This is a genomic window from Pantoea sp. Morm, from assembly GCF_016643525.1.
GTDB lineage: Bacteria > Pseudomonadota > Gammaproteobacteria > Enterobacterales > Enterobacteriaceae > Pantoea > Pantoea dispersa.
Genome location: NZ_VOQX01000052.1, coordinates 1 through 18,874, shown reverse-complemented (window position 1 = coordinate 18,874; position 18,874 = coordinate 1). Strand labels below are relative to the sequence as shown.

The following is an 18,874-nucleotide window of genomic DNA, read 5'->3' as shown; positions in this document are numbered from 1 at the left end:
GTCATCATCACAGTGCACAGGAAACGCAGCCCTGTACCTCCGTGCCTTGTAGCGCCATCTGACGCAGTCGAATGTAATAGAGGGTTTTGATGCCTTTCTTCCAGGCGTAGATCTGCGCTTTGTTGATATCGCGCGTCGTGACGTCATCGCGGAAAAACAGCGTCAGCGACAGTCCCTGATCGACGTGCCGGGTGGCTTCGGCGTAAGTATCAATAATCGCTTCGGGACCAATCTGGTAAGCATCCTGATACAGCTCAAGGTTGTCATTGGTCATAAACGGAGCCGGGTAATACACGCGGCCGGTTTTGCCCTCTTTACGGATCTCAATGCGCGACACAATCGGGTGGATGCTCGACGTGGCGTGGTTGATGTAAGAGATGGAACCGGTCGGCGGAATCGCCTGCAGGTTCTGGTTATACAAACCGTGCTGCATCACCGACGCACGCAGCGCCTGCCAGTCCGCCTGGTCGGGCAGGGCGATGCCGGCATCGGCAAAAATCTGCGCCACCCGGGCAGTGCGCGGCTGCCAGCTGTGTTGGGTATATTTATCGAAATAGGCACCGCTGGCGTACTGCGACTGCGCAAAGCCGTCAAAGCTCGTGCCGCGCTCCTGCGCCAGCAGGTTGGAGGTGCGCAGGGCGTGATACGTCACGCAGTAGAAATAGAGGTTGGTGAAATCCAGCGCCTCTGGCGAACCGTAAGCCATGCCTTCACGCGCCAGATAGCCGTGCAGGTTCATCTGCCCGAGACCGATAGCGTGTGAACGGCGATTGCCTTCCGCCACCGACGGCACGGAGGTGATGTCACTCATCTCGGAAACCGCCGTCAGTGCGCGCACCGCCACTTCCACGGTTTGCGCCAGATTACGCGAGTCCATGGCGTGGGCGATATTCAGGGAGCCGAGGTTACAGGAGATATCTTTGCCGACGCGGCGATAGCTCAGGTCGTCGTGATACTCGCTGGCGCTGTTAACCTGCAGGATCTCTGAACACAGGTTACTCATGTTGATGCGACCGGCAATCGGGTTGCTGCGGTTCACGCTGTCCTCATACATGATGTAGGGATAGCCGGACTCAAACTGAATTTCCGCCAGCGTCTGGAAGAAGTCGCGCGGCTTGATGAAGGTTTTACGGATGCGATCGTCGGCCAGCATCGCCTCGTAGTACTCGCTGATGCTGATATCAGCAAACGCCTTGCCATAAATACGCTCAACATCGTAAGGCGAAAACAGCGCCATATCGCGGTTCTCTTTGGCCAGCTGGAAGGTGATATCCGGAATCACCACGCCGAGCGACAGCGTTTTGATACGGATCTTCTCGTCAGCGTTTTCACGTTTGGTATCGAGGAAGCGCAGGATATCCGGATGGTGCGCATTCAGCCACACCGCGCCCGCGCCCTGACGCGCACCAAGCTGATTGGCGTAGGAGAATGCATCTTCCAGCATCTTCATCACCGGAATTACGCCGGACGACTGATTTTCAATGCGCTTGATCGGCGCGCCGGATTCACGCAGGTTGGAGAGCAGAAACGCCACGCCGCCACCGCGCTTCGACAGCTGCAGCGCCGAGTTCACCGCGCGGCCAATCGACTCCATATTGTCTTCAATGCGCAGCAGAAAACAGGAGACCAGCTCGCCGCGCTGCTGTTTACCGCAGTTGAGGAAGGTCGGCGTAGCCGGCTGGAAGCGACCGCTCAGCATCTCGGCCAGCAGTTCCCGCGCCAGCGTTTCATTACCGCGCGCCAGCGTCAGCGCCACCATGCAGGCGCGCTGCTCAAAGGTTTCCAGATAGCGTTTGCCGTCGAAGGTTTTCAGCGTGTAGCTGGTATAAAACTTCCACGCACCGAGGAAGGTGTGAAAACGGAAGCCCCAGGCGTCAGCCTCTTCGTGCAGCTGGCACAGGAAGGCGAAATCGTACTGGTTCAGCACCCCGGCTTCATAATAGCCTTCGGCCACCAGATAGCGCAGACGCTCGCCGTGCGAGTCGAATGGCACGCTGTTGGGCTGGACGTGCTGCAGGAAGAACTGGCGTGTGGCTTCATGATCTTTGCTGAATTGGATGCGGCCTTCGGCGTCATACAGGTTCAGCATCGCGTTGAGCGCGTGGTAGTCCAGCTGTGTGCTGTTCAGGGTGTCTGTCGTTGCCAAAATTGGGTCACTCCCGCTTTAACATGGGCAATATCGTCGGCGGTTCCCATCAGCTCAAAGCGGTAGAGATAAGGAACCTGACATTTCTGCGCAATGATGTCGCCCGCCAGGCAGAAGCCCGCGCCAAAGTTGCGATTGCCCGCAGCAATCACACCGCGAATACCGCGCCGGTTGGCGTCATCATTAAGGAACTGAATCACCTGTTTCGGCACTGCTCCACGCGCGCTGCCGCCGCCGTAGCTCGGCACCACTAAAATATAGGGCTGGTCGATGTGCAGGCGCTGCGTGGCGTCGAGCGGAATACGCCGCGCAGGCAGGCCGAGACGGGTGATAAACCGGTGCGTGTTTTCCGACTGGCTGGAAAAATAGACCAGTGGAAACATCGCTTTATCCCCCGACGGCAGCGGGCTGGCGCAGGCCGGCGATTTTGTCGGGACGGAAGCCGCTCCAGTGGTCGTTGTGCGTCATCACCACGGGCACCTGGCGATAGCCAAGCGATTTGAGCTGATCGATGGCTTCCGGCTGGCTATCGAGGTTAATCAGCTGATAGTCGATGCCACTGCGATCCATGGCATTTTTGGTCGCGTCACACTGGACACACTGGCTCTTAGTGTAAATAATAATGCGCATGATTCGTATTTCCCTCTGGTTGTGGTCAGGTTGCGAGATACGAAGCAAAAACCCTTTTGCTGCGAACGTCGTCCCTGCTGACATCTGGTAGCGAGTTGATGTGTTGAATACTAGATGTAGTGGTATTGGTGGTCAAGCCCACCAGATATAGGGTTTTGTGATTTAAGCAGTCAGATTAGGGCGAATGCCAGCGATGGTGCGCCCTGGCGCAGGGAAAAAATTTTTGTAAAGGGTTTTGCGGCAATTTTAACCAGCCTGACAGCAGCCGGATCGGCGCGCTAATGCGGAGTGACGCGCAAAAAAAAGCCCCGCATACGCGAGGCTCCTGATGATTTTTTAGCGATTTAGCGGCGTGACATCAGCAGCGCGCCCAGCACCAGACCGACGGCGGCACCGACACCCACGCCGTACCACGGTTTGTCATGCACGTAGGCATCCACCTGATAACCCGCATCGCGCGCGGCCTGAGTCACGCGGTTGCCACTGCCGTTCAGTTTAGCGCGCGTCTGTTTCAGCAGGGCCTGCGCCTGGCTGCGTGCGCTATCCACTTCATCTTTGGCTTCGCTGCCGTAAGATTTCAGTAAGGCTTCCAGCGAATCGGCCAGTTCGTTTACATCCTGATTGATATCAATGTCATCGTTTTTGCTGGTTCGATTAAACATTTTTCGCTCCCTTTGACTTAAAACGTAATACTAAGTGTAGACGAAACGTGACTAAACGCAGCCGTGTGCCAGGCTTTAGGGAAATTCCGAATGTCCTGTGCTGTCGTGCTGATGTAAGGTTGCGGGGCTGTGAGAAGAGAGGAGCAAGCATGTATTTACGTCCGGATGAGGTAGCGCGCGTACTGGAAAAAGCAGGATTCGAAATGGACGTCCTGACACCCAAAACTTATGGTTATCGCCGTGGCGAAAACTACGTCTATGTGAATCGTGAAGCCCGCATGGGGCGCACAGCGTTGATCATTCATCCCACCCTGAAAGAAAAAAGTCAGCATTTCGCTGAACCCGCATCAGAGATGAAAACCTGCGACCACTACACGCAGTTCCCTCTCTACCTGATGGGGGATTCGCAGGAGCACTACGGTATTCCCCACGGTTTTAGCTCGCGCATGGCGCTTGAGCGTTATCTGCAGGGCGTCTTCGGCGCCTGACTGGTGTGCCCCGTCGCGGCGGGGCCGCACACGCTTTCCCAATCCTTACCCTTTCCCACGTTGCAAATTGCCGCGCGGATGCGTATAACTCTGTGTCCATATAGAAGTTTAGACGTCCATATGGATATAAAGAATGCAAACTGAACCGACGCCTTCGCAGGCAAACTTCAAGCGCAGCATGAAGGTGCGGCATCTGGTGATGCTGTCGCTCGGCGGCGTGATTGGCACCGGGCTGTTTTTCAACACCGGCTACATCATCTCCACCACCGGCGCAGCGGGCACGCTGCTGGCCTATCTGATTGGTGCGCTGGTGGTATGGCTGGTAATGGTGTGTCTTGGCGAACTTGCGGTGGCGATGCCGGAAACCGGCGCGTTTCACGTCTACGCCGCGCGCTACCTCAGTCCGGCGACCGGTTACACCGTGGCCTGGCTCTACTGGCTCACCTGGACGGTGGCGCTCGGCTCCAGCCTGACCGCCGCCGGTTTCTGCATGCAGTACTGGTTTCCGACGGTGCCGGTGTGGCTGTGGTGCCTGGTGTTCTGTGTCGCCATCTATCTGCTTAATAGTGTCTCGACGCGCTTCTTTGCCGAAGGAGAGTTCTGGTTCTCCATCATTAAAGTGATCACCATCATTGCCTTTATCGTGCTGGGCGCAGCGGCGATGCTGGGGTTCATCCCGATGAAAGACGGCAGCGCGGCGCCGGGATTACATAACCTGACGGCTTCCGGCTGGCTGCCGCACGGCACGCTGCCGATTCTGATGACCATGGTGGCGGTGAATTTTGCCTTCTCCGGGACCGAGCTGATCGGCATTGCGGCGGGTGAAACCGAGCAGCCGCAGAAAGCGCTGCCGCTGGCGATTCGCACCACCGTGGCGCGCCTGATCATCTTCTTTATCGGCACGGTGTTTGTGCTGGCCGCGCTGATCCCGATGGATCAGGCGGGCATCGTTAAAAGTCCGTTCGTACTGGTGTTCGAAAAGATCGGCATCCCGTACGCGGCGGATATTTTCAACTTCGTGATCCTCACCGCGATCCTGTCAGCGGCGAATTCCGGACTGTACGCCTCGGGACGGATGCTGTGGTCGCTGGCCAATGAAAACACGCTGCCGCGCTGCTTTGCCCGGGTCAACCGGCGCGGCATTCCGCAGCTGGCCATCACCGTGAGTATGCTCGGCGGCCTGCTGGCGCTGTTTTCCAGCGTGATCGCCCCGGATACGGTGTTTGTGGCGCTGTCAGCGATTTCCGGCTTTGCCGTGGTGGCGGTGTGGCTGAGCATTTGCGCCTCACACTACATGTTCCGTCGCCGCTATCTGCAGGCGGGCAATGCGCCGCAGCAGTTGGCGTACCGCGCGCCGTTCTATCCGCTGGTGCCGATCCTCGGATTTACCCTGTGTCTGCTGGCGTGCATCGGGCTGGCCTTTGACCCGTCACAGCGCATCGCGCTATGGTGCGGCATTCCTTTTGTACTGTTCTGCTACGCTGCTTATTATCTGACGCAAAAACGCCAACACGCTTTCAACGCTAAGGAGACCGATGATGTCGCGTAACCCCATCGCTGCGGCCCTGACCCACACTGATACCCTGATTCTGGATGGCGCGCTGGCGACAGAGCTGGAAGCGCGCGGCTGTAATCTGGCCGATACGCTGTGGTCAGCCAAAGTGCTGATGGAAAATCCCGAGCTGATTTATCAGGTGCACTATGACTACTTCGCCGCCGGCGCTAACGTGGCGATCACCGCCAGCTATCAGGCGACGCCGCTGGGCTTCGCCGCCCGCGGACTGGATAGCGGCCAGGCCAGCGCGCTGATTCGCCAGAGCGTGACACTGGCCCAGCGGGCGCGCGACGATTATCGTGCTGCTTCTGGCAGCGAGGCACCGTTGCTGGTGGCCGGATCGGTCGGTCCTTATGGCGCTTATCTGGCCAACGGCGCGGAATATCGCGGCGATTACGCCTTGCCGGCTGCTGAAATGAAAGATTTCCACCGTCCGCGCGTGGCGGCGCTGCTGGAGGCGGGCGTGGATTTGCTGGCGTGTGAAACGCTGCCGTCGTTTGGTGAAATTCAGGCGCTGATTAGCCTGCTGGCGGAGTTTCCGCACAGCAGCGCGTGGTTCTCCTTCACGCTGCGCGATGCGCAACACCTGAGTGACGGCACGCCGCTGAGCAAGGTGGCGGAAGTCATCAATGCCGCGCCGCAGGTGGTCGCTGTCGGCCTCAACTGCGTGGCGCTGGAGAGCGTGACGCCGGCGCTGCAAACGCTACAGGCGCTGACGGACAAGCCGCTGCTGGTCTATCCTAACTCCGGCGAGCAGTATGATGCGGTCAGCAAAAGCTGGCACTCGGCGCCGTCTGGCTGCACGCTGCACGATAAGTTCCCCGAGTGGCAACAGGCGGGCGCACGGCTGATTGGCGGCTGCTGTCGCACCACGCCACAGGATATCGCGGCGATTGCCGCCTGTTGTCAACCGTAATAAAGCGCAGAAAAGCGCCACTGATAGCGCGATTGAGGCGAGTGAAAAGGTCGAGAGGGCAGTTTAGACTGTCCTTTCTGATTCTGAAGCGGACCTGCTATGAACCTGCGACATCTTCTTCCCGCCTGTGCGCTGCTGCTGAGCGGCTGTGCCACCATTGTCGGCACCGAAACGCAACCGGTAAAAATTGACTCTGTGCCGCAGGGCGCGCGTTTCACCGTGCAGGATGAAACCGGCCGCGCGGTGGCGCAGGGCTATACGCCGCAGACGGTGGATCTGGCGAAATCCAATGGCACCTATTTCGGTAAGAAACATTATCAGGTGATGCTGGAGAGTCCGGGCTACGTGCCGCTGACGCTGCCCATCGAAGCCAGTGCCAACCTGTGGTACGTGCTGGGCAATATTCCGCTGCTCGGTTTCCCCGGCTGGCTGGTGGTCGATCCGTTTTATGGCGGCATGTATGACCTGAAGCCAGCGCACCCGCAGCCGCATCTCAACGTGGTCGGCGCACGCGGCGGATAACGCGCTGTCATGATGCCTTGTCGCCATGAATGGCGACCCTACAGGCAGATGGCCTTCGCATTCATATTGCCGAGACAACGCCAGGTCGCCATGAATGGCGACCCTACAGGTAGATGGGCCTTCGCATTCATATTGCCGAGACAACGCCAGGTCGCCATGAATGGCGACCCTACAGACCTGAACCACACTCACGTGGTGCGTTTCACCGTTTTTCGTAGGGTGCGCCTTCAGGCGCACCGTTTCATGACGGGCACTGACTTATTGCGCGGTAGGCTTCACCATCGCATTACCGGATTTATGCTGCGCCAGGTACTGCTGCTGGAAAATGCACATGCGGATGGTGTTGCGGTACTCGCCGTTGATGAAAAACTCGTGCTTCAGCACGCCTTCCACCTCAAAACCGAGCTTGGTGTAGATATGAATCGCCTTCTCGTTCTCCTGATCGACAATCAGATACAGCTTGTAAAGATTGAGCACCGAAAAGCCGTAATCCATCGCCAGCTTTGCCGCCCTGCTGGCTAAGCCCTTGCCCTGATGCGCCGGGTCGATGATGATCTGAAACTCCGCCCGGCGATGCACGTGGTTGATCTCCACCAGCTCGACCAGCCCGGCTTTTTGCCCGTCGTGTTCCACCACAAAGCGCCGCTCGGTCTGATCGTGGATGTGCTTATCATACAGGTCAGAAAGCTCCACAAACGCTTCGTACGGCTCTTCAAACCAGTAGCGCATTACGCTGGCATTGTTATCCAGCTGATGGACAAAGTGCAGATCTTCCCGCTCCAGCGGACGTAATTTTACCGTCATACGGTGTTCCTTTAGATGACTGAATGGCTGTTGGGCAGCGGCGCAATCTACCTTCGGGATAAACCGCGCCGCGTTGCGCTCATGCCATGCTAACCAACAATCCGGCCCTGCGCCATGCGCGCGGCGCGATCGCACATATGATCGATCACGTCAGGATCGTGGCTGACCAGCACCATGGTCAGGCCATCATTCTGTTTGAGATCGTTAAGCAGGTTCAGGATCTCGGCCTGTACAGACATATCCAGCGCCGATGTCGGCTCATCCAGCAGCAGGATCTTAGGCTCCAGCAGCAGGGCGCGCACGATGGCCACGCGCTGACGCTGTCCGCCGGACAGCTGATGCGGATAGCGATCCGCCAGCGCCGGATCCAGCCCGACATGGCGGAAGCCCGCGTTGATGCGATCGTCGATGTTATCGCGTCGCAGCAGCTTAAGCGGTTCCGCCAGCGTGCGGCGCAGCCGGTGGCGCGGATGCAGCGATGCGTAGGGATCCTGAAACACCATCTGCACATCGCGCCGCAGCTGGCCGGTAAAGGGTTTGCCCGGCTGCACGGCGGTATTCGCCAGCGTCATCTGGCCGCGCCAGTGCGGATTCAGTCCGGCCATCACCCACAGCAGCGACGATTTACCGCAGCCGGAAGGCCCCACCAGACCGAAACACTCGCCGGCTGCCACCTGCAGGTTCACATCGTGCACCACGGTGCGCAGTTCATAACCCTGTTTGTGCGAAACGCTCAGGTTGGCTAATTCAATCATGCATCTTCTCCAGCGCCGCGCGATCCAGCACCGGCAGGCGTTCGCCGTGCGTGGCTTTACCCGGACGGCAGGCCCACAGCGTGCGGGTATAAGGATGGCTGGCGTCCGACAGCTGCGCCGCCGGCAGCGTGTCCAGCAGGCGGCCTTTGTACATCACCATCACCCGCTGACAGTGCTCGGAGACCTGTTGCAGATCGTGACTGATCAGCAGCAGGCCCATATTGCGCTGCTCCACCAGGCGACGAATCAACGCCAGCACCTGATCGCGCATGGCGTGATCGAGCGCCGAGGTCGGCTCATCGGCAATCAGCAGATCGGGATCGGTAATCAGCGCGATCGCCAGCATCACGCGCTGACCCATGCCGCCGGAGAGCTGATGCGGATAGCGCTTCATCAGCTGGCGCGGATCGGGCAGGCCCACCGCGTCCAGCATCTCGCACACTTTCTCTTTGCGCTCGGCACGGCTCAGCTTGCGGTGCAACACCAGCGGCTCTTCAACCTGCCAGCCAATGGTGCGCGTCGGGTTGAGCGCGTATTTCGGGTCCTGCATGACCATCGCCACTTTGCCGCCGCGCAGGCCGATCCAGTCGCGCTCGCGCAGGTGCAGGGCGTCTGCGCCCGCCACCTGCAGCCGGTCAGCCTGCAGTTGCAGCGCGGGCGACAGCAGGCCCATCAGCGCACGCGCGGTCAGGGATTTGCCCGAGCCGGATTCACCGACCAGCGCCACGCGTTCGCGGCCAAGGGTAAAGCTGATGTTATCCACCAGCAGCGCGTCGTGGCTGCGAATCGTCAGCCCCTGCGCATCAATTAACAGATCATTTGGCATGGCGGGTATCCAGTCGGTCACGCAGGCCGTCGCCTGTGAGGTTAAACGCCAGGCTGGCGAACAGAATGGCTGCGCCGGGCGCTGCCGCCACCCACCATTGGTCGAAAATCACTTTACTGCCTTCTGCTACCATCGAGCCCCATTCGGCGGTTGGCGGCTGTACGCCCATGCCGAGGAAGCCCAGCCCGGCAGCAGAAAGAATAATCCCGCCGAGGCTCAGCGCGGCACGCACCACGGCGGTCGGCAGGCAGAGCGGCAGAATGTGGCCAAACATCAGACGCAGGCCGGTAATACCCTGCATGCGCGCGGCGGCGAGGTAATCGCTGCGGCGCAATGCCAGGGTTTCCGCGCGTGCCTGCCGGGCAAACGGCGGCCAGCTGGTGAGCGCCAGCGCCAGCGCGCCGTTCATCAGGCCCGGACCCAGCATTGCCACCAGCGCCAGCGCAATCACCAGGTTGGGCAGCGACAGGAAAATATCGGTGATGCGCATCAGCACGCGTTCGGTCCAGCCGCCGACGTAGCCAGCGGTGATGCCGACTAACAGGCCAACCGGAATGGTCAGCACCAGAATCAGCGACACCAGCAGCAGCGTCGGACGTGCGCCGTAAATCACGCGCGACAATAAATCGCGGCCGAAGCCGTCGGTGCCAAACCAGTGCAGCGCAGATGGTGCCAGCAGACGCTGTTCAATCACCTGCGCGTTAGGATCAAACGGCGCCAGCAGCGGCGCCAGCAGCGCCATGGCCACCAGCACGATCACCAGCGTCAGGCCGATGGTCAGCGAGGTGATACGCGCCCGGCGCCGGCGCGGGCGCACGGTTTCCAGTTCATGAAGTTGTTGAGTCATCGGGTTCTCGGATCGGTTAACCAGGTGAGGGCGTCGGCCACGGCGTTGAGCAGGATAAAGCAGCTGCCAATCAGCAACGTAGCGCCGAGAATCGCCGGAACATCCGCGGAAAACAGCGCGTTGGTCATATAGCGACCGACGCCCGGCCAGGCGAATACGGTTTCCGTCAGCACGGACCCTTCCAGCAGCGTGGCGTAGGAGAGGGCGATAACGGTGATCAGCGTGCCCAGCACGTTGGGGAAAATATGACGCAGCAGAATGCGCGCCCGGCCAGCGCCTTTCGCGCGCGCCAGCACCACATACTCTTTGCTGCTCTCTTCCAGCAGCGCCGCGCGCAGCAGGCGCGTAATGCCTGCCATCGCCAGCAGGCCGAGAATCACCACCGGCAGCCACAGATGCGCAATCGCGTTGCGGAACATTTCCGCATCGCCGGAGAGCCAGCTATCAATCAGTACAAAGCCGGTCTTCGGTTCAAGGGTATAAATCCAGATATCATCCAGCTGGCCCGGACCGGCGGACCAGTGCAGCACGGCGTAGAACAGCAGCAGGCCCAGCAGGCCGAGCCAGAACACCGGCACCGAGTAGCCCAGCAGCGAGATAAAGCGCGCCACGTTATCAATGACGCTGCCCGGTTTCCACGCCGCCAGCAGCGCGAGCGTCACGCCGAACACCGCAGCGAAAATCATCGAGCAGGTCGCCAGCTCAAGCGTGGCGGGGAAGGTGCGCATCAGGTCGGCGCTGACCGGCTGATTGGTCAGGTGCGACAGGCCGAGATTGCCCTGCGCCAGATGGCTGATATAGCGCCAGAACTGCACCAGCACCGGCTGATCCAGCCCCAGGTCGTGACGCACCTGAGCATAGGTGGCTTCGCTGGCGTGATCGCCGGCGATTTGCTGCACCGGGTCGACTGGCGACAGGTGCGACAGCATGAAAGTAAACGCTAACAAACCCACCAGCGTCACCAGCAGCGACAGCAGACTGGTGACGAGGCGGCTGAAGCGCTGCCAGAGTGGCCGGGCGAACCCGGCCGATGACGCTGACGCTGCCATTACTTCGAAACCTGCGCGTAATACACCATGTCCGGGTTGATCCCCTGCACATAGCCCTGCAGATTGTCGCGCAGCGCAATCAGGTTACGCGCCTGCAGGCCAATCACGTACGGCGAGTTCTTCAGCACTTCGCGCTGCATCGCCTGATAAAGCGCAACGCGCTTATTGCTGTCGGCTTCGGCCGTCGCCGCCAGCGTCTGTTTGCTCAGCTCCGGGATGTGCCAGTCTGAACGGTAAGCAATGGTTTTGCTGCCATCTTCCGGGTTGTATGCGAAGGAGGCGGCGTTGGTGTTCGGGTCGAAATAATCCGCGCCCCAGGCGTTGAGCGTGGCTTCATACTGATGCGCCTTCACGCGGGTAGACACTTCAGAGCTTAAGCCCGGCTGCACTTCCACCTTCACGCCGCCTTTGGCGAAGCTGCCCTGCAGCGCCTGCGCGATATCAAGGTACGGCGGCTGATTGCTGGTAGAGAGCTTAAAGCTGACGTTGGTCAGACCGGCCTTCTGCAGAATCGCTTTGGCTTTCTCTGGATCGTAGCTGTAAGGCGTGTCGTTCAGCGCACCGGGGAAACCCTTCGGCAGGAAGGTCTGGTGCACTTCAAACTGGCCTTTCAGCAGGTCATTGGCGATACCTTTGTAGTCGAACAGGTAACGTGCCGCTTCCCACAGCGCCGGGTTCTTCAGTACCGGATTGGCACCGACGTTGAACTGAATGTAGTAGAGCGACGCCATCGGAATCGCTTCGGTCTTCACGCCGGCTTTGCCCTTCAGCGCAGCGATCTGATCAGCACCGAGGTTACGCGCGATATCGACATCGCCCTGTTCCAGCAGCAGACGGCGCGCTGCCGGCTCCGGCACGTTTTTGATCAGAATGTTTTTCAGCTTCGGTGCACCGGCCGGTGAGGTCGGGTTGGCGCTGAGCAGTATCGCTTCATGCAGCACCACTTTGCGAATCTGGAACGGGCCGCTGCCGGCCGAGTGGGTGCCGAGCCACGCATGGCCGAAATCACCGTTTTTGGCGTTGGCCTGCGCGGTTTTTTCATCAACGATCGAGGAGACCGGCGCGGACAGCAGGCTCAGCACATAGGCCGGGCTGACGTTGGCGCTCCAGCTAATCTGCACGTGGTCTTCATCGACCTTTTTCAGGAAGCTGTCGACGTTGTCTTTGTTCCAGCCGAGCTGGGTCAGAATAAAGGACGGATCGAGGTTGAGTTTCACCACGCGCCCCAGCGAGAAGATGACATCTTCCGGGCGCAGCGGATTACCGCTGGCGAATTTCGCGTCTTTGCGCAGCGCAAACGTCAGGCTGCGGTTATCACTGCCCGGCTGCCACGACGTCGCCAGCGTTGGCTTGAGATCGGTCGGATTGGCCGGATCGGACTGCACCAGGCGCTGATAAATGTTAGTGAACGCTTGCACCGTGGTCAGTTCAAAGCCCTGGGCCGGATCAAAGCTGTCCGCATCATCCGTAGACTGCGCAATCACCAGCGTATCTTTCGGCGTGGCGGCCTGCGCGGAGAAGGCGGCTACCAGCGACAGCGCCAGCAGTGAGGGAATAATTTTTTTCATGTTGTTTCCTTGCCTTAAAAAAGTAACGCGAGTTTACGAGAGCGCTACAGTGAAGAATAGTCAATTTATGGCTATGCATATGCCGTAAGGTTCTAAGCGGTGCGCTTCAGTTATAAGCATGAGGGCGTAACGCGATCGGATTAATCTGGCGCACCTTATATTCGCACGCATTATCAACCAAATCGCAACGAAAATTAAATCAACCTGAACCCCGGAATAATTAACTTTACTTCGCTTTTCGCCCTCCTATAATAGCCGCAACTTCACACAGGAGAATTCAGTTGGACAGTCACCCTTATCGATGGCAATACAAGGCAAGCTGACGCGCGAATTCTTTTGTCGCTGCTTGCCAACATGGCGGGCAGCAATCCTCACCTCTTTCTGATGATTGTTCCCTGATAATGACACCACAGCGGGCTGAAGCCCGTGGGAATAGCATCATGCACATGATTTTAAACGCACTTTTTCCTCCGCCTCGATGCGCGCGCTGATCTTCAGCGTGCTGAGCTTCCCTGCGCGTTAAGCCGCTTCAGGCTGCTGCTGCGCGCAGCGTTATCCAGGATTGTGTTATTTCACTCGTTATTCAGCGAGCGACTTTCTTCGCCCATTATTTCCGGGAGGTAATATGGAAATTCCCGACAGGTTATTTTTAATTTAATCCGGTCACGCCGTGACAATTAATGTTTTCGACTTGTGCGCCTGGCGCGCAGGGATCGTTATTGCCGTAAAAAAATAAACGAGGAGTGTCATCATGACTGACATGAAACTCAACCAGGAAAAAAAAGCCTGGAACACCGTGCGTCCGGCACGTCAGAAAACCGCACGCTATCTGATTGAAGACGAAGCCGCTTTTACCGCCGACGAAACGCTGCTGCGCCTGCGCAGCGATGCGCTGGGGCTGGTCGAACGCGAAGCGGAAGCGCGGCTGCAGATTTATGGTCGCAATCAGGTGGAGCATGATAAAGCGCCACCGGCGCTGGTGCAGCTGATCCAGGCTTTCAATAATCCGTTCATCTATGTGCTGCTGGCGCTGGCGCTGGTGAGCTTTTTCACCGACTACTGGATGCCGCTGCGCCATGGCGAGGAGACCGATCTGACCGGTGTCATCATCATTGTGACGATGGTAACGCTCAGCGGTTTGCTGCGCTTCTGGCAGGAGTTTCGCACCAACAAAGCGGCACAGGCGCTGAAATCGATGGTGCGCACCACCGCCACCGTGCTGCGCCGGGAATCGGTACAGCAGGCGCCGCAGAAACAGGAAGTGGACATCACCAGCCTGGTGCCCGGCGACATCATTTATCTCTCGGCGGGCGATCTGGTACCAGCCGATGTGCGGCTGCTCGACTCACGCGATCTGTTTATCAGCCAGGCGATTCTGACCGGCGAATCGCTGCCGGTGGAGAAATATGATGTCACCGGCCACGTGGCCAGCAAGCAGGCCAGCGCCAGCGATAAAGATGCATCGCTGCTGGAACTGGGCAGCGTATGCCTGATGGGCACTAACGTCTCCAGCGGCAGCGCCAAAGCGGTGGTGGTGGCGACCGGCGGGGAAACTTACTTCGGCAGCCTGGCGAAATCGATTGTCGGTAACCGCTCACAAACCGCTTTCGATCGCGGCGTGAACAGCGTCAGCTGGCTGCTGATTCGTTTCATGCTGGTGATGGTGCCGGTGGTGCTGCTGATTAACGGCCTGACCAAAGGCGACTGGCTGGATGCTTCGCTGTTCGCGCTGGCGGTGGCGGTGGGACTGACGCCGGAAATGCTGCCGATGATTGTCAGCTCGAATCTGGCCAAAGGGGCGATTGCCATGTCGCGCCGAAAAGTGATCGTCAAACGCCTGAACGCGATCCAGAACCTCGGCGCCATGGACATTCTGTGTACCGACAAAACCGGCACGCTGACGCAGGACAACATTATCCTCGAGCACCATCTCGATTGTGCCGGGGTAGAGAACTCGCGCGTCCTGATGCTGAGCTGGCTCAACAGCCATTACCAGAGCGGCACGCCTAACCTGATGGATCGCGCCATCCTGCGCTATGGCAAAGGACGCATCAGCGCGGACATGAGCGACTACTACAGCAAAGTGGATGAGCTGCCGTTTGATTTTGTGCGTCGGCGCGTTTCAGTGGTGGTGCGTGACCGCCGCCTCAACCAGCAGATGTTGATCTGTAAGGGCGCGGTCGAAGAGATGCTGAGCATTGCCAGCGCCGAACGCGAAGGCAAACTGATTCAGCCGCTCAATGAAACCCGTCGCGCGGAGCTGCTGGCGCTGGCGCATCAGTACAATCAGCAGGGCTTCCGCGTACTGCTGGTGGCCAGCCGCGCGCTGGCGGAGCCGGGCCTGCAACAGGCGCTCAGCGTCGCGGATGAGCAGGGGCTGACCATCGAAGGGCTGCTGACCTTCCTCGATCCGCCGAAGGAGAGTGCGGCGAAGGCGATTACCGCACTGAACGAGAACGGCGTAACGGTCAAAGTGCTGACCGGCGATAATCCGGTAGTGACGGCGCGCATCTGCCAGCAGGTGGGCATCGACTGTGGCGAGATCCTCACCGGCGAGGCGATTGCGGCGATGAGCGATGAGCAGCTGGCGCAGGCCGCGGCGCGCAGCTCAGTGTTTGCCAAACTGACGCCGCTGCAGAAGTCACGCATTCTGCGTGCGCTGCAGCAGCAGGGCCATACGGTGGGTTTTCTCGGTGACGGCATCAATGATGCGCCGGCGCTGCGTGACGCCGATGTGGGGATCTCGGTCGACAGCGCGGCGGACATCGCCAAAGAGTCTTCTGACATCATCCTGCTGGAAAAGGATTTAATGGTGCTGGAAGAGGGCGTGATGAAGGGGCGCGAAACGTTCGGCAACATCATCAAGTACCTGAACATGACCGCCAGTTCGAACTTCGGCAATGTGTTCTCGGTGCTGGTGGCGAGCGCATTCATTCCGTTCCTGCCGATGCTGGCGATTCATCTGCTGATTCAGAACCTGATGTACGATCTGTCACAGCTGGCGCTGCCGTGGGACAAAATGGATCGCGAGTTCCTGCGCAAACCACGCAAATGGGACGCGCGCAACATCAAACGCTTTATGCTGTGGATTGGGCCAACGTCGTCAATTTTTGACATCACCACCTTTGCGCTGATGTGGTATGTGTTCGCGGCGAATACCCCAGCGATGCAGTCACTGTTCCAGTCCGGCTGGTTTGTGGAAGGGCTGCTGTCGCAGACGCTGGTGGTGCACATGCTGCGCACGCGCAAGATTCCGTTTATCCAGAGCCGCGCGGCGCTGCCGGTGCTGCTGACCACCGCCTGCGTAATGATTGCCGGCATTCTGCTGCCGTTCTCGCCGCTCGGCGCGATGGTCGGCCTGGTGCCGCTGCCATGGAGCTATTTCCCGTGGCTGCTGGCCACGCTGCTCGGCTACTGCCTGGTGGCGCAGGGCATGAAAACGCTGTACATCAAGCGCTTTGGCCAGTGGTTCTGAGTGCAGGAGGCGTCATGAAACAACGCAACCTGGATAAAACGGTGTGCCACCTGCTGATAATTATGGTGGTCATCGTCGTGCTAACGTTAGTGTTCCGGTAAGGACAACAGGGCAGGGTATCCTGCCCTTTTTGTGGCACACCAACCAGCGAGAGAAAGATGAGCCAACAACAGCGAGCATTGATTATTGGGGCGTCAAAAGGCATTGGCCTGGCCGTGGTGCAGCAACTACTGCAGGCGGGCTGGCAGGTGACCGCCACCTACCGTTCCACGGCGGTTTCGTTTCAGCATCCGCAGCTGCAGTGGCTGGCGCTGGATATCACCGATGGCGCGCAGCGTGACGCGCTGGTCCGGCAGCTCGGCGACGCACCCTTTGATTGCATCCTGATTAACGCCGGGATTCTCGGTCCGCACGCGTCACAGCTGCGCGACGTGGACGATGCGCAGCTCAGCGAACTGTTCTTTACCAATGCGGTGGCGCCGGTGCGCCTGGCGGAGAGCCTGCTGCCGCTGCTGCGCGATAAACAGAGCGTGCTGGGCCTGACCACGTCGCGTCTCGCCAGCCTCAACGAGAACCGTGACGCGGCGATGCCGTTCTACTCAGCCAGCAAAGCGGCGCTGAATATGCTGAGCCGCGCGCTGGCGACGCAGATGCACCAGCAGGGCAGCACCTTGCTGTCACTGCATCCGGGCTGGGTAAAAACGGATATGGGCGGTGAGGGCGCGGATATCACCGTCACCGAGAGTGCGCAGGGCATGGTCACGCAACTGCAGCAGTTTAGCGGGCGTGGCGGCCATCATTACGTGGATTACCGCGGCCAGTTGCTGAACTGGTAATGCTTAGCCTGCTGGTTAGCGCCAGCAGGTTTTTTTCTTACTCATCCGGCGAATAGTACTGCACGCCGATTTCGATACGTTCGCGACCGCTTGCTACGCGGTGGCGGTTGGTATCGCGCAGCGAATAGATGCAGCCGCAATACTCCTGCTGATAGAAGCGCTCGCGCTTGCTGATCTCAATCATGCGCGACGAACCGCCACCTTTACGCCAGTTAAACTCCCAGTACAGCATATCCGGATAACGTGCCGCCGCGCGCACGCCGCAGTCGTTGATTTGCTGCATATTCTTCCAGCGCGAAATGCCGAGTGAACTGGTGATCACCGGGAAGCCGTGTTCATGCGCGTACAGCGCGGTGCGCTCGAAGCGCATGTCGAAACACATGGTGCAGCGCACGCCGCGCTCCGGCTCCCACTCCATGCCACGCGCGCGCTCGAACCAGTTGTCTTTGTCGTAATCGGCATCAACAAAAGGCACGCCAAACTGCTCGGCAAAGCGGATGTTCTCCTCTTTGCGCAACTCGTACTCTTTCAGCGGATGGATGTTCGGGTTGTAGAAGAAGATGGTGTAATCGATGCCGGAAGCCAGCATCGCTTCCATCACTTCTCCCGAGCAGGGAGCGCAGCAGGAGTGCAGCAGCACTTTATTATGGCCATTCGGCAAGGGCAGCGGCTGGCGTTGAAATGTATCGGACATAAAGTTAATTAATGGTTAAGGGCGATGCGGCAAGTGTAGGGGCAAAGGCCGGCCGATGCAAAGCGTCGGTGGCGTTTCAGGGAGGGGGCCTGTGGCGCTGCGTGGTACCCGTTCGCCGGGGATGCTTAGCGGCGCGATTCATCGCGTAATACATTGCGCCGCTTGCAGGGTCAATGACCCACCTTCGCGCATCACTGCGCAGGCTGCGCGAAGTCAGGTCTCGTCGTGAATAGTGGTTGACGCACCGTTCTGCTGCACCGAGCGGATGCCATTTTCCGCCGCCTGTTTTGAGCTGTACATCTCGCTGGTGGCAATGGTTTCGCCGTTGCTGGCTTTAAGCACAAACCAGTATTTCTGTGACAATGCTGTATCACTTTTTCTCAGTACGTAATATCCCATGTGCTTTCTCCTTGTACCGGCACCCGATGGCCGGTTCGCTTACTATTCGCGCAGCCTGCTTATTAATCAATCACTGATTAGGAATTTGCCCGAATCCAGGAGCGGGATCGCAGCGTTTTGTATCAATCCGGTTGTTGGCAGGCACAAAAAAGGCCGCATCGCGGCCTTTAGGGGTAATGAGTTCGTGTCTATCACGCGGGTAAAGCCGTGATGTTCATGAATCGGGTAAATGCTTTACTGCGGGAGACACCTTTCGGATCGCTGAAAAATGGCAGCTGGAATTTCGGTGATTCTTCCAGTTTCAGGCTCCAGATATAATCACCGATAAAACGAAACTGGAGTGAATGGTCACTGATGTGCAATTGCTCAAATGTGCCGGAGTTATACTCATTGCCAATAGTGACAATTTCCTGAATGCCCTGAGAGAAATCAATCAGCACAATAGTCAGTGATTCCTCGTAGAGCACGTCATCCGTGACAAATAGCACATAGCGGTTATCAGTAACTTTAACTGCTGCCTCAAGGATTTTTCCGGGGATGATTATGCCGGTAGAACTACCGCTGAGTAATACCTCTGATTTCGCCTGTTCGCGGTCCGTTGCGTGTTGCACCTCAACCAAAGATACATCATTAACTATTTGCATCAGCGCCAAATCCATCCCATTTGCCATGCCGCGAGAGCAGCTCCTGCGAATGAAATTT

Annotated in this window: 19 protein-coding genes; 6 read left to right on the top strand and 13 right to left on the bottom strand. The window is 58.6% G+C overall.

The genetic code is table 11. The features are described from left to right. Window positions 1–7: 7 nt before the first annotated feature. The 4 genes from nrdE to FT726_RS17380 form a co-directional block, all read right to left on the bottom strand. Window positions 8–2,146, bottom strand: coding sequence for a class 1b ribonucleoside-diphosphate reductase subunit alpha (gene nrdE / locus FT726_RS17395; RefSeq protein WP_346303146.1), 2,139 nt, complete (start codon window positions 2,144–2,146; stop codon window positions 8–10). Continuing rightward, window positions 2,125–2,529 carry a class Ib ribonucleoside-diphosphate reductase assembly flavoprotein NrdI gene (gene nrdI / locus FT726_RS17390; protein WP_021506472.1) on the bottom strand — a complete coding sequence of 135 codons (405 nt, stop codon included), beginning with the start codon at window positions 2,527–2,529 and terminating at the stop codon, window positions 2,125–2,127. Before nrdI ends, nrdE begins: the two co-directional genes overlap by 22 nt. A 4-nt stretch (window positions 2,530–2,533) precedes the next feature. Next, window positions 2,534–2,776 (bottom strand): glutaredoxin-like protein NrdH, encoded by a 243-nt coding sequence (nrdH, locus tag FT726_RS17385; RefSeq protein WP_288424019.1) that lies wholly within the window; start codon window positions 2,774–2,776, stop codon window positions 2,534–2,536. Window positions 2,777–3,120: 344 nt separating this feature from the next. After that, the gene (locus FT726_RS17380) at window positions 3,121–3,438 is read right to left on the bottom strand and encodes a DUF883 family protein (protein WP_021506474.1); all 318 of its coding nucleotides are present in this window, start codon (window positions 3,436–3,438) and stop codon (window positions 3,121–3,123) included. A gap of 149 nt (window positions 3,439–3,587) precedes the next feature. Here FT726_RS17380 and FT726_RS17375 point away from each other — a divergent pair, with 149 nt between their 5' ends. From FT726_RS17375 to FT726_RS17360, 4 genes are all read left to right on the top strand, one after another. Further along, window positions 3,588–3,926 (top strand): DUF2002 family protein, encoded by a 339-nt coding sequence (locus FT726_RS17375; RefSeq protein ID WP_021506475.1) that lies wholly within the window; start codon window positions 3,588–3,590, stop codon window positions 3,924–3,926. Window positions 3,927–4,059: 133 nt separating this feature from the next. After that, window positions 4,060–5,475: an S-methylmethionine permease gene (gene mmuP, locus FT726_RS17370; RefSeq protein ID WP_058776476.1), complete on the top strand. Its 1,416-nt coding sequence runs from the start codon at window positions 4,060–4,062 to the stop codon at window positions 5,473–5,475. Further along, a complete protein-coding gene (gene mmuM / locus FT726_RS17365) occupies window positions 5,465–6,397 on the top strand; it encodes a homocysteine S-methyltransferase (protein ID WP_058781692.1) in 933 nt (310 codons plus the stop codon). The genes mmuP and mmuM overlap by 11 nt, the downstream gene beginning before the upstream one ends. A gap of 99 nt (window positions 6,398–6,496) precedes the next feature. Beyond that, on the top strand, window positions 6,497–6,919 hold the full coding sequence (locus FT726_RS17360) for a hypothetical protein (RefSeq protein WP_058758247.1): 423 nt from the start codon (window positions 6,497–6,499) through the stop codon (window positions 6,917–6,919). Window positions 6,920–7,177: 258 nt separating this feature from the next. Here FT726_RS17360 and speG read toward each other — a convergent pair whose 3' ends face one another. The 6 genes from speG to FT726_RS17330 all read right to left on the bottom strand — a co-directional run bounded on the left by speG (window position 7,178) and on the right by FT726_RS17330 (window position 12,768). Next, window positions 7,178–7,723 (bottom strand): spermidine N1-acetyltransferase, encoded by a 546-nt coding sequence (gene speG, locus FT726_RS17355; protein WP_021506478.1) that lies wholly within the window; start codon window positions 7,721–7,723, stop codon window positions 7,178–7,180. An 89-nt stretch (window positions 7,724–7,812) separates the two neighbouring features. Continuing rightward, window positions 7,813–8,478 carry an ABC transporter ATP-binding protein gene (locus tag FT726_RS17350; RefSeq protein ID WP_021506479.1) on the bottom strand — a complete coding sequence of 222 codons (666 nt, stop codon included), beginning with the start codon at window positions 8,476–8,478 and terminating at the stop codon, window positions 7,813–7,815. Beyond that, window positions 8,471–9,304: an ABC transporter ATP-binding protein gene (locus tag FT726_RS17345; protein ID WP_058781693.1), complete on the bottom strand. Its 834-nt coding sequence runs from the start codon at window positions 9,302–9,304 to the stop codon at window positions 8,471–8,473. The genes FT726_RS17350 and FT726_RS17345 overlap by 8 nt, the downstream gene beginning before the upstream one ends. Further along, complete coding sequence (locus FT726_RS17340; RefSeq protein ID WP_031279350.1) at window positions 9,294–10,151, bottom strand: ABC transporter permease; 858 nt, start codon at window positions 10,149–10,151, stop codon at window positions 9,294–9,296. Before FT726_RS17340 ends, FT726_RS17345 begins: the two co-directional genes overlap by 11 nt. Continuing rightward, on the bottom strand, window positions 10,148–11,200 hold the full coding sequence (locus FT726_RS17335; protein WP_021506482.1) for an ABC transporter permease: 1,053 nt from the start codon (window positions 11,198–11,200) through the stop codon (window positions 10,148–10,150). The genes FT726_RS17340 and FT726_RS17335 overlap by 4 nt, the downstream gene beginning before the upstream one ends. Then, a complete protein-coding gene (locus tag FT726_RS17330) occupies window positions 11,200–12,768 on the bottom strand; it encodes an ABC transporter substrate-binding protein (RefSeq protein ID WP_278426630.1) in 1,569 nt (522 codons plus the stop codon). The genes FT726_RS17335 and FT726_RS17330 overlap by 1 nt, the downstream gene beginning before the upstream one ends. Window positions 12,769–13,519: 751 nt before the next feature. On the opposite strand from FT726_RS17330, the gene mgtA reads away from it, so the two are divergent. Both mgtA and FT726_RS17320 read left to right on the top strand, forming a co-directional pair. Then, a complete protein-coding gene (gene mgtA / locus FT726_RS17325; protein WP_088515752.1) occupies window positions 13,520–16,243 on the top strand; it encodes a magnesium-translocating P-type ATPase in 2,724 nt (907 codons plus the stop codon). A 158-nt stretch (window positions 16,244–16,401) separates the two neighbouring features. After that, window positions 16,402–17,079 carry an SDR family oxidoreductase gene (locus FT726_RS17320; RefSeq protein WP_058781696.1) on the top strand — a complete coding sequence of 226 codons (678 nt, stop codon included), beginning with the start codon at window positions 16,402–16,404 and terminating at the stop codon, window positions 17,077–17,079. 37 nt (window positions 17,080–17,116) lie between these two features. Here the strand turns inward: FT726_RS17320 and FT726_RS17315 are convergent, their stop codons facing one another. The 3 genes from FT726_RS17315 to FT726_RS17305 form a co-directional block, all read right to left on the bottom strand. Further along, window positions 17,117–17,773: an epoxyqueuosine reductase QueH gene (locus tag FT726_RS17315; protein ID WP_031279356.1), complete on the bottom strand. Its 657-nt coding sequence runs from the start codon at window positions 17,771–17,773 to the stop codon at window positions 17,117–17,119. 213 nt (window positions 17,774–17,986) lie between these two features. Then, window positions 17,987–18,172 (bottom strand): YegP family protein, encoded by a 186-nt coding sequence (locus tag FT726_RS17310; RefSeq protein WP_021506487.1) that lies wholly within the window; start codon window positions 18,170–18,172, stop codon window positions 17,987–17,989. A gap of 191 nt (window positions 18,173–18,363) precedes the next feature. Further along, window positions 18,364–18,874, bottom strand: a 511-nt coding sequence (locus FT726_RS17305; RefSeq protein ID WP_346303145.1) for a hypothetical protein, incomplete at its 5' end; no start/stop codon positions are given.